General features: G+C 67.3%; 13 protein-coding genes. 8 read left to right on the top strand and 5 right to left on the bottom strand.

What is annotated here, in order from left to right:
• Nucleotides 1–17 precede the first annotated feature (17 nt).
• From gjpA to ORI27_RS22535, 3 genes are all read left to right on the top strand, one after another.
• Nucleotides 18–1196: an outer membrane porin GjpA gene (gjpA, locus tag ORI27_RS22545; RefSeq protein ID WP_265999287.1), complete on the top strand. Its 1179-nt coding sequence runs from the start codon at nucleotides 18–20 to the stop codon at nucleotides 1194–1196.
• Nucleotides 1197–1317: 121 nt separating this feature from the next.
• Nucleotides 1318–2097 (top strand): hypothetical protein, encoded by a 780-nt coding sequence (locus tag ORI27_RS22540; RefSeq protein ID WP_265999286.1) that lies wholly within the window; start codon nucleotides 1318–1320, stop codon nucleotides 2095–2097.
• Nucleotides 2094–2471 (top strand): hypothetical protein, encoded by a 378-nt coding sequence (locus tag ORI27_RS22535; protein ID WP_265999285.1) that lies wholly within the window; start codon nucleotides 2094–2096, stop codon nucleotides 2469–2471. The genes ORI27_RS22540 and ORI27_RS22535 overlap by 4 nt, the downstream gene beginning before the upstream one ends.
• On the opposite strand, the gene ORI27_RS22530 is transcribed toward ORI27_RS22535, so the two are convergent.
• The 3 genes from ORI27_RS22530 to ORI27_RS22520 are packed head-to-tail and all read right to left on the bottom strand — an operon-like array spanning nucleotide 2458 to nucleotide 5350.
• Complete coding sequence (locus ORI27_RS22530; RefSeq protein ID WP_265999322.1) at nucleotides 2458–4017, bottom strand: radical SAM protein; 1560 nt, start codon at nucleotides 4015–4017, stop codon at nucleotides 2458–2460. The genes ORI27_RS22535 and ORI27_RS22530 overlap by 14 nt on opposite strands.
• An 11-nt stretch (nucleotides 4018–4028) precedes the next feature.
• Nucleotides 4029–4568: a hypothetical protein gene (locus ORI27_RS22525; RefSeq protein WP_265999284.1), complete on the bottom strand. Its 540-nt coding sequence runs from the start codon at nucleotides 4566–4568 to the stop codon at nucleotides 4029–4031.
• Complete coding sequence (locus tag ORI27_RS22520; protein WP_265999283.1) at nucleotides 4565–5350, bottom strand: prolipoprotein diacylglyceryl transferase; 786 nt, start codon at nucleotides 5348–5350, stop codon at nucleotides 4565–4567. Before ORI27_RS22520 ends, ORI27_RS22525 begins: the two co-directional genes overlap by 4 nt.
• 152 nt (nucleotides 5351–5502) lie before the next feature.
• Here ORI27_RS22520 and ORI27_RS22515 point away from each other — a divergent pair, with 152 nt between their 5' ends.
• Nucleotides 5503–6756, top strand: a complete 1254-nt coding sequence (locus ORI27_RS22515; protein ID WP_265999282.1) for an MFS transporter — start codon at nucleotides 5503–5505, stop codon at nucleotides 6754–6756.
• Nucleotides 6757–6766: 10 nt separating this feature from the next.
• Complete coding sequence (locus ORI27_RS22510) at nucleotides 6767–8125, top strand: MFS transporter (RefSeq protein ID WP_265999281.1); 1359 nt, start codon at nucleotides 6767–6769, stop codon at nucleotides 8123–8125.
• Here ORI27_RS22510 and ORI27_RS22505 read toward each other — a convergent pair.
• A complete protein-coding gene (locus ORI27_RS22505; RefSeq protein WP_265999280.1) occupies nucleotides 8122–9162 on the bottom strand; it encodes an acyl-CoA dehydrogenase family protein in 1041 nt (346 codons plus the stop codon). The genes ORI27_RS22510 and ORI27_RS22505 overlap by 4 nt on opposite strands.
• 281 nt (nucleotides 9163–9443) lie before the next feature.
• Between ORI27_RS22505 and ORI27_RS22500 the strand changes: the two genes are divergently transcribed.
• From ORI27_RS22500 to ORI27_RS22490, 3 genes are all read left to right on the top strand, one after another.
• A complete protein-coding gene (locus ORI27_RS22500) occupies nucleotides 9444–9905 on the top strand; it encodes a nuclear transport factor 2 family protein (RefSeq protein ID WP_265999279.1) in 462 nt (153 codons plus the stop codon).
• A 123-nt stretch (nucleotides 9906–10028) separates the two neighbouring features.
• Nucleotides 10029–10283 (top strand): hypothetical protein, encoded by a 255-nt coding sequence (locus tag ORI27_RS22495; RefSeq protein ID WP_265999278.1) that lies wholly within the window; start codon nucleotides 10029–10031, stop codon nucleotides 10281–10283.
• On the top strand, nucleotides 10276–12039 hold the full coding sequence (locus ORI27_RS22490) for an MOSC and FAD-binding oxidoreductase domain-containing protein (RefSeq protein ID WP_265999277.1): 1764 nt from the start codon (nucleotides 10276–10278) through the stop codon (nucleotides 12037–12039). The genes ORI27_RS22495 and ORI27_RS22490 overlap by 8 nt, the downstream gene beginning before the upstream one ends.
• A 19-nt stretch (nucleotides 12040–12058) precedes the next feature.
• Here the strand turns inward: ORI27_RS22490 and ORI27_RS22485 are convergent, their stop codons facing one another.
• Nucleotides 12059–13102 (bottom strand): CobW family GTP-binding protein, encoded by a 1044-nt coding sequence (locus ORI27_RS22485; RefSeq protein ID WP_265999276.1) that lies wholly within the window; start codon nucleotides 13100–13102, stop codon nucleotides 12059–12061.
• Between the last annotated feature and the right edge of the window lie 384 nt (nucleotides 13103–13486).

Below are 13486 nucleotides of genomic sequence, written 5' to 3'. Positions count from 1 at the left end.
CCTTCCTTTCGGCCGGTGTGGCCGTCGTAGGCGCCAGCGCGATCGCGATCAGCCCGGTGGCCACGCCACCACCCGACGTCCGTGCCGAGGCGATGAACCTCGCGGCGGCGTCCACCGACTGGGCAGACGTCTTCACCACGGCACGGGAGAACGCCACCGCGCTGTTCAACTCCTGGCTTGAGGCGCCGGTCCCGATCCTGCAGCAGATCCTGGCGAACCAGGCCGAGTACGTGACCGAACTGCCCGATATCGCGGGCATTCTTGCGCAGATGCAGGCTAATTTTCAGGCGGCGGTCGATACGCCGTTGGCGCCGGACCCGAGCACCTTGGATACCACGCACCGGACCTTCTACGAGCTGCTGCCGGCCATCGAACAACTGCCCGGTATCCCGGATCTGTTGCAGCTCAGCATATCTCCAACAGGTAAGCAGCTACTGGCCCTCTCGACGACCACGCTCAGCGGCGTGCTGGTCGGTCTTGCCGGCCCGGTGTTGGGCCCGCTGCTGGTCTTGGCATCGAGCCTGAGATCGATCAACAGCGATCTCGCCGCCGCCACGCCCGACGTGACGAGCGCCATGAACACGCTGGCTGACATTCCCGCGGCCATGACCGATGCGTTCCTCAACGGAGGTCAGCATGTTGACCTGACCGCGTTGGTGGAGGCGGTGGGGCCGTCTATCGGGGTGACCTTCCCCGACGGTGTCCAGGTCGGTATCGCTCTCGGCGGTCTCCTGAGCCCGGGTGGTTCGGCGTTCAACGCACTCGATTTCGCCTACGACAACAACCTGCTCGGCGTGCTCCACATCCACGTACCGCTTGCGACCGGAACCGCGGTCGGGCCCTTCGGGGCGATGATGGAGTTCGGCAGATCCATTGCCACGGCCATCGGCTGGGAAGATCCGAGCAGTGCCTCCGCTGCCGCACAGAGTTCCTCGACCCAGAGTCTGGCCGCTGTCAACGAGGTGCCCCGCTCCGTTCAGAGCTCCGGGCCGGCCAGTTCGGCACGGATCCGTTCGGTCAACGTGCACAAGACAGTCCGCCGCACCGCAGGTTTCAGGCCGGTGGATGTCACGGCCAGGCGCACCGTCGGTCATCGCGACCAACCCAACTCGGCGGCGGCGCGTTCGGAACGGGCGGCGAAGTCTGGCGGTCAGGGCCGGTCTGCGCGGCCCGCGGCTCGATCTGCCGCCAGCTAGCACATTAGGGCCACGGCGGCGGTGGCGTCGGCCGACACGATGTCGGCCGGAAGGCGCAAAGCCGGTCGTTGGCTCGGCGTGCCAGGGCGAGGAATCGACCGGATGGGGGAATGATACGTATGTGGCTAGTGATGCGAATGTGACCAGCGCCGAACCGGCGACTCCGGACGCGGCGGAGCAGCCCGCCGCGCCGGCCGCCGCTGAGCCCGGCGCCACACCTCCGATCGAGCCGGACGCCGCCCCGGCCGAGCCGGCGCGACAGCGGTCCTGGTCGATGCCGAAGTCCCCGGTCACCCGCAAGCGAGCCGACGAGATGGGTCGCCTCGCTCTCAGGGGCATCACGGGGCTCGCCCGCTTCGTCGCGGGCGTCGCCCGATCGGTCGTGCACGCCACCCGGTACCTGTGGCTCGTGGTCGAATCGGTGCCGCCGGCGGTGCAACTGTTCTTCGGCGCGGGCGTAGGAATGCTCCTCGGTGTCGTCGGTGCGATCACGATGCACACCACCTTCGGCTTGGTCTGCATCGTCGTGGTGGTCCCGGTATGTGCCGCCATCCTGGGAGCCCTCGGGCATCGGTGGTATAGCGGTCTCGGCACCGAAGCGCCGCGGCAGGCCCATCCGGCTCAACCGGCGCCGTCTGATCTGCAGCGCTCGATCCACTACGTCGACTCCAAGCTCGCGACGGCACTAGCCACGTTCGGCACCGACCATCACCAACAGGCGGTGATCGCCCTATTCCAGGCGAAGACCGCGGTGGAGCTCACGCTGGGCACCGAACTGGATTCCGCGACCGATGTGGACGTGCCGCTGCGCGCCGATGACTACGGCCTGCGGCCACGGATCCGGGCCGGGTCAGGGTCGTCTTCGGCCTTGCGAGAAAGCAACTCCCTGGCGGCGTCGTGACCACCGAGGCGATCGTCGGGCAAGTCGCACTCATCGAGGATGACCACACGCTGGTGATCAACCGCGGCACTGAAGCCGGGGTGGCAGTAGGCATGGTCTTCGCGGTGAGCTCGCGCACCGGCCCCGTGGTCACCGATCCCGAAACGGGCCGGGAATTGGGCAGACTGAGCCGGGAAAAGCTGCGGGTGCGGGTTTTCGACGTGCAGCCGCTGTTCGCCCGCGCCCACACTTTCGTCATGACCGACGACTTCCACGGTCTGCTGCAGATCCCCTTTGTCGCCTGCGACGACGTGATCACCGTGGACGTGGGCGATGCCGTCGAACTGGTGCGCCGCGACGCCACCGGGCATCAGGCCGGCGCTACGGTCGGGTGACCGCGTCCACCGCGATGAGCGGAAGCTGCCGACCCGCCGCAACCGACAGACGCTGACGGCCCAGCGCCGGCCAAGCCTGGACGGCGCAGAAGGGCGCACACTGGTGCTGACCTGAACTGGTGCCGACGTGGACGCAACATTGCACCAAGCGCTCTTCGAGCATCGTGTCGATGTCCATGAACGGTTTGACGGTAATGCGGACGACCCGCTCGCCGAGCAGCCGGCGGAGCTTGCGTTGCCGCCCCGGCAGTGCCGACGATGCCACCGCAAATAGCGTGCCCACTCCGAGATCGCAACTCTGACAGATGATTCGCCAGATATCGCCGATGTGCGGGTGCGACAGCGACGACTGTTCGGACAACAGCCCGAGAAGGGATTCCTTGACCGCAAGCCGCAGCTGCTGGGGAAGTTTGGTGTCGACGATCCTGTTCGAGACCAGGCCCAGCCTGGACTTCAGGCCGTCATGACCGAGTAGTGATACCAGCGAGCGCCACGCGCCGGCATCGTCACGAATCAGGTATCCGACCGAACAGCAGTGGGGGTGTGAGCAGGGCAGGGCGGTCAGGTCGCGCCAGGTGACCAGGCCGTCGGTCTGCGGACCGAGCCGTTTGAGTACGCCGGTATGGGTGAGCCGATCGAGGGCGTCGATGCGTCCGGAGCGGCCCGACCCGAACTGGGGTTGGATGCTGATTCCGCCGACGTAGGGGGTGTCCAGGGCTAGCCGGACCATGTCGCCGATTTCGGAGTCGTTCACGCCGAGGGCGGTGGTCATCACCAGCGTGGTGAAGATCTCGTGCTGTGAGAGCCGCTGGAGTGCAGCCTGTTTCACGGCGCGCAGGTCCCCGCCGCGGTGATGGCGATGTGCGGCGTCGGACAGGCCGTCGTATTGCAGGTACACCTCGACGCGGTGCCGGTGCTCGGCGAGCAACTCGAGTAGGGCGTCATCGGTGGCGATCCGAATGCCGTTGCTGTTGACCAGTATTCGGGTGATGGGTCGGGCCACCAGTTCGGTGATCAGCTCGGGCAGCGCCGGGTGCAGCGTGGGCTCGCCGCCGGACAGCATCAGGACGTCGAGGCGGCCGTTCTCGCGGGCCAGGCGTTGGTCTACGTTGGCCAGCACATCGGCGACGGGTACCACGTTGCGGAGGTCCGGTGAGGAGTCGGTGAAACAGGTGGGACACCGCAGGTTGCAGATCTCGGCGATGTCTTCGAGGAGAATGCAGGTGTGCTGGGTTTGCATCTCCGGCAATCCGCGCAGGTACGCCGACGGGATCGGGTCGAAATTTCCCACCACGTCCGGGGTGTGCGCCTTGGTCGGTGCGGTCCATTCCTCCAGATAGGACAAAATTTCCGGGTCCTCGTCGTAGAGGGTGCGCACCAATCCGTGTGTCGGGCAACCACGCTCGAGCCAGACCCGGCCATCGTGCTCGACGAGCCGGCCGCTGAGCCGCATCACATCGCTCAGCGGCCGTTCGGGGGCATCTGCGTGGCAAGTGGGACAGAACGCGGTGACATAGCGCAACAGCCGGTCGCCGCGCAGCCCCATCCCGGCGTTCGTCACGAGTAGAGCGCAGGGTTGAGGCCGGTACAGAACCCGACGGAGACGACCGACAAGAACGCCCAGCCGATCATCAGGCCCAGGCCCAGGCCTTTGATCGAGGCACTCGACGTCGTCAGCAGGGCGCTGCCACCGCCCAACGCGATGAGCGCCAACCCCACCGCGCCACCGACCAGCGCCGCGTTCCCGCCGCTGCTGGCCAGCGCGAGCACCGCGAAAAACATGACGAAGTTGAACGCGAAGTACACGATCGCTCCGACGAACACCATACCCACCGAGAACCGCGGGGTGTTCGCAGGCATCGGCGGTGGCGGATAGTACTGACCCCGCGGCGGATATCCCGGCGGTGGCGGATATCCCGGCGGTGGCGGATACCCCGGTGGTGGCCAATACCCCGGTGGCGGCTGCGGCAGGTACGCGGGCGGCAGCGGTTGCTCGGGTGGCGGCGGGGCGTGGTCGGCGGATGTGCGGGGTTCGGGCCGGGAGTCCTCCGTTGGCGCGTCGCCGCCCTGGTCATCGCCGGGTGGGGGCGTCGTCATGCGGGTACCTCCTGCCGACGCGTTGGGAAGCGATAGTACCCGCGACGGTACCCGTGCCATACCCGGAAACCGATGAGGGCCAGTGAAGGGAGTAGAAACCATTGCGGCCGAGTCAAATCCAGCCACACGGTCTCGTTGGCCCGAGTGAACTCGACGAAGAACCGAAATACGGCATAAGCCGCGACATAGAGGACGAACAATTCACCGGGCCTGGTGATTCTGGAGCGCAGCCACATCAGTGTCGCGAATGCCGCCAGCTGGAAAGCGATCTCGTACAAGAACGAGGGATGCATGGCCTGGCCGGTCAGACATCCAGGGCATTCGGGCGTGCCGGCGGCCGCGTGCACGCCCCAGGGCAGAGAAGTCGGGCGTCCCGGAGCCTCAGTCAGGTAGCACCCGATCCGGCCGACCGCCATCCCGAGCGCCACCGCCGGAGCGAACAGGTCACCGGTCTTTCCCCGATACCCTCCGACGCGCTTGGCGACCAGCACCCCCACATACGCCCCGAGCAGTCCACCGAGAATGCTTTTCGCGCCGTAATCCCACGCTTGGACCAAGGTCGGGTTGGCGCTGAAATCGAGGTGCCGAGCCCAGCCCGAGAGCCGCATCCCGATCGCGCCGCCGACGAGGGCACCGGTCACGGCGACGAGCGACTGATCGTTGACCGCGCCACGTCGCCGCGCCTCGATGACGAACACGACCATCGCCGCGAACACCCCGAGCCCGACGAACAGGCCGTGCACCGGCACCGTCACCGGTCCGACATGCCATTGTGGGCCCACTTCCGAAACCTATCGGGATGGTCGGCGGGGCGGCAACAGATACGCAAAAGGCGGAACACCATCTCACCGATCGACTGGCCAGGCCGTCATGCGGTGGGTAACTTCACCCACTGGGCTAGGTGCGGCATTCAGTCCAGTTGGGAGCAATCGAGGTGACCGGCACGTCCGCGGAGAAGGGCGGCGGAACCGGACGTTACCGCGTCCTGCTGGCCCAGGGAACGGCGTACAACACCGGACTGCAACTGGCCAATGTCTCGGTGGTATTGCCGTTCATCGCCGCCGAGTACAACCTGCTCTGGGTCGCGGGCTTGTTGTACGCGGCCTACAGCGTCGGCATCGTGCTGGGCAATTCCTTGTCACCCTATGTGCTCCACCGCGCACAGCACGACAAACACGTTCTCATTGCCGGTTCGACGGCGATCATGGCCGCTTTCATTCTCGTCAGCGGATTGTCGGCGCGATCAGGCTATCTGGTCGCCGGGGTCTTCCTGACGGCGTCGCTGGTCGTCGGGACGGTCTCCGGGATATCCAAAGTCGCTTTTTCCGAGGTGGTTTCGAGCAAGCTCACCGAGACTGCGGGCCGTGACCTGGTACTGGCCCAGGGAGCTCTGGGCGCGGTGGCGGCGATCTTGACGACACTCTTGCTGGTGCCCTACCTGGCCCAACGCGACCCGCAGAACAGCCAGCTGGACCTGCTGTGGTTGGGCGCGTCGTGTTTCATCGCCGCGGCGGTGCTGGCGATGTTCGTCGGGCGGGTGCCGACCGGTGTCCGCCACGACGTCGTCACCTTCGGCGACACCTATCGCGAGGGCTGGGCGGCGGCCCGCAGCCAGTCCTGGTTTCGCCACTACGCGGCGATCATGGTGCTGTTCGTCCCGGTCAGTTTGGGCACCTCGTTCTACAGCGTGCATGCCTCGATCAACCATGCCGGGTCGGCGGGAAGCCTTCACGTGCTGGTGATTTCGTCGAGCACCGGACTTGTGGTGGGCGCGGTCTTCTGGCGGATGGTCAGCCGCCTGGGCGTCCGCGCGATGCTCGCCATCAGCGCGCTCCTGGGCGCGACGGCCGCCCTGATCTGTGTCGTGATCGAATACCGCCGGGAGTGGAACCATGTCTGGATCTACGCGATCGTCTTCGTCCTCGCGGCCGTCGCCAGCCAGGCGGTTTTCACCGCCGGTCTGGCGTGGGTCAACGCCCACGCCACCGACAGGCACCGTTCCACCCTGATCGGCTTCGGGGCGCTGCTGATCGCGATCGAATCGTCGCTGTTGGGCACGGCGCTCGGTGCGCTCGCGCAGCGCGCCGCGATCATCGGACCGTTGCTCGCCCTGCTGGCATTGAACCTCGCCGCGGCCGTTGCGGCAGTTCTGCTCGCACCGAAGCGTGATCGTGTCCACGGTCAGTAGGCTCGGCTCCTTGATCAACGACAACGCTCGCCCGTGGTGGATTCTGATGGCGGCGAGTTCGGTGTTGGGTCTGGTCGTCCTCGACGAGACCGTCGTCGGGGTCGCATTGCCGACGATGCGCACAGACCTGGCGATGACGGAAGTCGGCAGTCACTGGATAGCCAACGCCTATCTGCTGGCCTTCACCTGCTTCCTCGCTCTCGGCGGCAAGCTCGGCGACCTGTGGGGCCGAGGCCGGGTGTTTCCGGTCGGCGCGGGCATCTTCCTCCTCGCGTCGCTATTGGCCGCCCTCGCACCATCGGGCGGCTGGCTCATCGCGGCCAGGGGCCTGCAGGGCATCGGCGCGGCCATCACGTTCCCGGCCTCGATGGCGATCGTCACCCAGGCGTTCCCGCCGGAACGACGCGGCACCGCGTTCGGGGTGCAAACGACCATCGCCGGATGCTTCATGGCCGCCGGCCCCTTCGTGGGCGGTGCCTTCTCGGAATCCCTTTCGTGGCGATGGATCTTCGGGATCAATGTGCCGATCGTCGCGGTCACGGCAGGCATCCTCACCGCAGCCCTGGCCGCGTCCCCGTCGGCTGGGCGCGCAGGGGCAGCGGGCGGCCGGTTCGACTACGGCGGCTTGGCAGCGCTGGTGGCCGGGCTGACCGGCGTCACCGTCGGGCTCATGCAATCGACCGACTGGGGCTGGACCTCGCCCGTGGTGATCATTTCCCTGGTCGCAGGCGTCGTGTTCGTGCTGGTGTTCGTCGCGATCGAGTTAGGACGTGCCAATCCGCTCGTCGAACTCGACCTGCTCACGATCCCCGCCTTCACCGGCGGCAACATCGTGTTCGCGATGTTCCAGTTCGAGAAGATGATCGTGTTCATCTTTCTGGCGCTGTTTCTTCAGCACGACCTCGGCCGTAGCCCGGTCGAGGCCGGATTGGTGGTGAGCGTGGCGATCGTTCCGACGCTGGTCACGTCGCGGCTGGCCGGGAAGGTGCGTGACAGGCACGGCGCTCGGGTGCCGCTGACCGTCACGCTGGTCGCGACCGCGGTGATTGTCGTCCTCATCGGTCTGGGCACGGTACTGCGTAGCGAAGTGCTGATCGTGGCGGTTCTGGTGGTGTGGGGCGCGATCATGCCGTTCATCGCGGTAACCGCCCGGCCCGCGCTGATGGGAGCGGTCCCCGCCGAGAAGCAGGGCCAGGCCAGCGGGGTGAACCTGAGCATCCAGATGCTCGGCGGTACCGTCGCGATCGCGATCGCCAGTCCGCTGCTCATCCTCACCGGCGCCTATTGGCCGATCTTCCTGATGACCGGGGCGTGCACGCTCGTCGCGGCGGTGGCCGCGTGGCGGCTGATCGACCGGCCGACGGCCTAGTCGATTCGAGAGGGCGGGCGCGACATCTGGTCGATCAGCGATCGCTTGAGCTCAGGCCGGCTTGCGGCCACCAATGTGAAGACCGCCGAACGTGCCAGCAGCTGTGCGGGATCCGCGCGCAGCAACGACGGGCCGCCGCGCGCCGCGACCAGGGCGCTCGCGGCGCGGCTGGCCAATTCACAGCCATCGGCGCGGGCCCGCAACAACGTCGATGCGTCACCCAGACCGGCATCGAGGCGTTCCCGTACCGCGTCGGCCTCGCCCCGCAGCGCCGCCGCCGCCGCGCCCTCGCCGGCCCCGTCGAGCAGCCGTGCGCAGCGGCCGACCAGCCCGATCGGCAGCGTCGCGTTGAGGCGCGATCCGAAGTTCTGATTGGCCATGAAGACGTCTCGCGGCAGCTGGCTGACGATCCGGTCATCGGGGATCACCAGGCCGTCGACCTCCAGCGCCACCGTCTGCGACGCGTCGGCGACGAACAACGGCTGAGCACTCACCGCGGTGATGCCGGGCTGCATCTCGGCGCTCACCAATCCCGCCACGATGTCCCCGGTTTTGACATCGGCGGCCGAGATCTGGATGACGTCGATGATGCCCCAGCCACTGACGAAGGGGGCGTGACCGGACAGCCGCCATCCGTCGGAGACTCGCTGGGCCCGCATCCGGGGTGGCACCGGCACCGCGCCGGCGTAGGCCACCCCGCCACGGATCTGCCCGGTGATGGCGCCGGGCAGGACTTCGTCGCGCAGGGCGTGATTGCCGGAGGCGGCGAGTGCGGCGAGCATGCCGTGGTGTTGCACCCAGGTGAACGCGGTGGCCAGGCAGCCACCCGCCATGGCCTCCAGGATCTGGATGATCTGCGGCAGGGTCAGCCCCGGTCCACCCGCCTCGGCGGGCGCGGCAATACCGTACAAGCCGGCCTCGGCCAGTGTCTCCCAATGGCTGTCGGGAACATGTCCGGTCCGGTCCACCGCCAGTGCCGCGGGGAACAACACGGTGTCGGCGATCGTGCGCGCCCGCTCGACCAGATTCGTTGTCACGTCACGAACGCTAGCGCGGGTAGACCGGCTTGCGTGGGCCTAGCCGGTGTCGGGATCCTCCGGCCGAGTACCTCGTGTGCCTCCGATCACGCGAGCCGGTAGGCATCGACATGTCTACTCGTCGCAATCTTGCTCGATAACCACAGCTTCGGCGAAGTCGCGAGAGAGTGGTGCGGATTTCCTGGTGCCACCGCACTGGTGAATTTGGCGTTTCTGGCGCAGGCTGTTCCCTATGTCGATGAGGTGGTTGCAGCCATGGCAGTTCTGATGAGAGGCCAGACGTGACGGAGTCCCGCCCACCATTTCCACCGTTCAACCTGGACTCGGCCATGCAGAAGGTTCAGGCGGCCGAGGACGCCTGGAACACGCGCGACCCGCACCTGGTGAGCCTGGCCTACACACCCGACAGCGCCTGGCGTAACCGCGATCAATTCATCACCGGCCGCGAGCAGATCGTGGAATTTCTCACCGCCAAGTGGCGACGTGAACTCGACTATGCGTTGCGAAAGAGCCTGTGGGACTTCCACGGAAATCGCATCGCGGTGCGCTTCCAATATGAATGCCGCGACGCGAGCGGTCAGTGGTGGCGCAGCTACGGCAACGAACTGTGGGAGTTCACCGACGCGGGGCTGATGCGACGGCGTGAGGCCAGCATCAACGACGTACCCATCGATGAGTCCCAGCGGCGCTACTTCGGGCCACGTCCCGACAATGAACGAGGTCGGGACATTCCGCTGCACTGACCGGCCTTGACGAGGAGACGATATGAGCAAGCACTACGCGTCGATCGCGTTCAGCGACGATGTCCGTAGCGTCCAGACCCAGCACGGCAGCGCCGTCTCAAGATCCTCGGCCACGCTCGCGTCGTGACTGCCGAGGAAGATCCGGAGCTGTTGAAGTCCCTGGCCGATGACACCTGTGAGGCGGTCGTCGAGCGAGCCGTTCTCGTCGACGTCGAGGCCTACGACTGGAACTGCCAGCAACACATCACCCCGCGCTACACCGCTGCCGAGCTCGAACCGGTACGGGCGCGGATGCGCGATCAACTTGCGGCGGCACAGGCTGAAAACGCCCGACTTCGTGAGCAACTCGCAGACCGCGGTGGGAACCCGAATGGCTGAGCTGGTCTCGGTCAACGTCGGGTTGCCCACCGACGTTCAGTGGAACGGGCACACCGTGCGCACCGGCGCGTGGAAAGCCCCGGTGAGTGGTCCCCGGATGGTTCGTCGGCTCAACATCGACGGTGACGGACAGGGTGACCTCGCCGGCCACGGCGGCGAGAACAGGGCTGTGTTGGTGTATCAGATTGCCTCGTATGAGCATTGGGCTGCCGTGCTCGGCCGCGACGACTTGACCCCCGGGGCCTTCGGAGAGAACTTGACCGTTGACGGGCTGCCCGACGACGAGGTCTGCATCGGCGATCAGTACCGGATCGGTGACGTGGTCCTCGAGGTGACGCAGCCGCGGGTCACCTGCTATCGCGTCGGGATGCGGCTGGGCGAACCCCGGATGGCCGCGCTCCTGGTGGCGCATCACCGGCCCGGCTTTTACTGCCGTGTGTTGACCGAAGGCACCGTGACGGCCGGTCAGCCGGTCGTCAAGATCGCCGACGGGCCGCAGCGGGTCAGCGTCGCCGAGATCGACGCCCTGCTCTACCTTCCCGGCCATCAGCGTGCGGCCCTGCAACGTGCCGTGGATATTCCGGCGCTGAGTCCGGGATGGAAGACCTCGTTGCAGAGTCTGATCGATCAGGACTCAGCGACGACTGGGCAGTCGGGCAACAGCGGGCTGACCGGAGTAGCCGCACCGGTCCCGGCCTGGCCGGGATTCCGGACACTGGAGGTGACGGCGGTGCGCGACGAGAGCCGCCATGTCCGCTCGATGGTGCTGGCCGACCCGAGCACCACGCCGCTGCCGAAATGGCGCGCCGGTCAATCGATTGTGGTGCGTGTTCGGACGGATCCCGGCGAGGCGGCGGTGGTCCGCAACTACTCGCTGTCCAACGGACCGGGTTCCGCGCGATACCGAATAGGCGTCAAGCGGGAGCCATTCGGGGCGGTCAGTGCCTACCTTCACGACCATGTGAGCGTCGGCGACATGATCGAGGTGGCAGCGCCGCGGGGGAGTTTCTTCCTCGACGACAGCCCACATCCGGTGGTCTTGATCTCGGCAGGGGTGGGCATCACCCCGATGCTGTCGATGCTCCATGCCTTGGCCGACAGCGAGTCGACGCGCCCCGTGTGGTGGCTGCACAGCGCCCGCAACGGAGCGGAGCACGCGTTCGCGGGCGAGACACGCGAGCTGTTGAAGAGATTGCCGCACAGCAGATCTCACGTCTTCTACAGCAGGCCAGACCCGGCCGACCGGGCCCCCGGCGACTGTGGCCGACGGGGGCGGCTGTCCGCGCTCGCGCTGCGCGAACTCGGCCTACCGGTCGATGCGCAGGTCTTCGTGTGCGGGCCGGAGCCGTTCATGGAGATTGTTCGCGACGGTCTCACCGCCTGCGGGATCAGCGCGGACAACATCCACGCCGAGCGATTCGGTGCCAGGTCCGCGATCACGCCAGGCATCGCCACGGCGCCCCTGCGGCCACCCCACCTCCCGGAGGGTCCGCGTGGGACGGGGCCGAACGTCCAGTTCGCGCGCAGCGGGCTCTCGGCGCCCTGGCGCCCCGTCGACCGCAGCCTGCTCGACTTCGCCGAAGCCTGCGACGTGCCCACCCGATGGTCGTGTCGGACCGGGGTTTGCCACACCTGTGAGACCGGGTTGCTGTCCGGGCGGGTCCACTACGACCCCGAGCCGCTGTGGCCGGCGGCCGAGGGGAACGTACTGGTCTGCGTCGCGACGCCGGCCGAGGACATCGTCATCGACCTCTGAATACAGGTGTCTGCTGCTGTCAGCTTCGGGTGAGGTAGCGCTGCCAGCGCCGCAGCGCGGTAGCCGAGGCCGGCCCGTCGGCAAGCCGCAGGGCGTCGACCATCCGGGCCCGGGCGGCCGCGGTGTCGAAATGGGTCCCGATCGCCACGAGGTGGCCGTCCGATTCCGATGGGGCGGCACCACGCGCGATGTGCACGGCAGGCCCGACGACGTTAACCAGGTAGCCGCGGGTGGCGGAGCGATGGCGCACCGCGACGCGGCCCTTCATCCGGTACACGCCGGTAGGCGGAGACTCGAGTAGCTCGAGGAGCCGTCCGGGGTCGACAGCACCACCGGCGGCGACCGTCACCGACTCGGCGTGCACATGGCCGGACTCGTGGGCCGGTTCATCGACCAGCGCGTCGCGGAATGACAGCTGGCCCGCCGCGTCGGTCGCGGCGGCGACGTCGTAGAGCAGGGCCGGATCGATTCGTCCGCCCGTCGCCCCGATGATGTGGGCGCGGGAATTGCGTTCCCGCACCCGGGTTTCGACCCGCCGCAGTGTCGCAGCGCGCTCGGCCTGCGGGATCTGATCGAGCTTGTTCACCACGATCAACGTCGCCGCGCCGTAGCGGGCGGGCGCCACGCCGCCGCGGTCGACGGTTTCGAAATGCCGGGCGGCGTCCACCACGTCGACGACCCCGCCGTCGCGGACCCCGCCGATCTCGCTGAAGCCGATGATGCGGGCCAGCGCCGCGGGATCGGCAAGGCCGCTGGCTTCGACGATGATGGCGTCCAGCCGCAGCCTGGGGTCAGCCAGCCGGGCCAGCGCGGCATCCAGCTGACCATCGTCGGGTAGGCAACAGATGCAGCCGCCGGTGATCGATGCCGGTTCGTCGATCTGCCCGCTGATCAGCCCGGCGTCGACATTGATCTCCCCAAAGTCGTTGACCACCACTCCGATCCGAGCGTCCGGGGTGCGCAGGACATGGTTGAGCAATGTGGTTTTTCCGGCACCCAGATGGCCGGTCAGTGCGATGACCGGGATCGTCGCCCCGCCAGCGCTGGTAGTCCGTGTCGCCACGTGGCGATGGTGCCACATCAGACCTGCCCGGCGGCGGCGCGCCGTGAGGCATTTGCTGGCAACCGTGGGCGACGTGCGAGCCCGCGCAACGAATGCCGAGGCCCCGGGGGCGGGGGACTCCTGCAGCGCAGGACGCGTCCGGGCCAGTTCCACGACTGGAAGATTGCTGCGTGAAACACGCTGAACGATGCTGGGCGAACCCGGTACCGGCGGGCTAAAGTGCCTACGGCAATCGCTTCTTCCCGGTCAGCCTCGCGTCAACCCGCCGAGTGCCGCCGGACCTCTTCGTGCCGCGACTGGATCGAATCGTTTGCTGTGCAGGAAAACGGTCGTCCGCAAGGGCGCGTGCGCCGTGGTTGGTCTCTAGCGCGGGGGGAAATCTTG

Source organism: Mycobacterium pinniadriaticum (genome assembly GCF_026242045.1).
Classification (GTDB): domain Bacteria; phylum Actinomycetota; class Actinomycetes; order Mycobacteriales; family Mycobacteriaceae; genus Mycobacterium; species Mycobacterium pinniadriaticum.
This window is presented reverse-complemented; position numbering and strand designations above follow the sequence as displayed.

Coding starts and splice junctions, on each gene's coding strand:
- ORI27_RS22490 (WP_265999277.1), top strand. CDS start 10,276: ATGGCTGAGCTGGTCTCGGTCAACGTCGGGTTGCCCACCGACGTTCAG.
- ORI27_RS22530 (WP_265999322.1), bottom strand. CDS start 4,017: ATGGGGCTGCGCGGCGACCGGCTGTTGCGCTATGTCACCGCGTTCTGT.
- ORI27_RS22525 (WP_265999284.1), bottom strand. CDS start 4,568: ATGACGACGCCCCCACCCGGCGATGACCAGGGCGGCGACGCGCCAACG.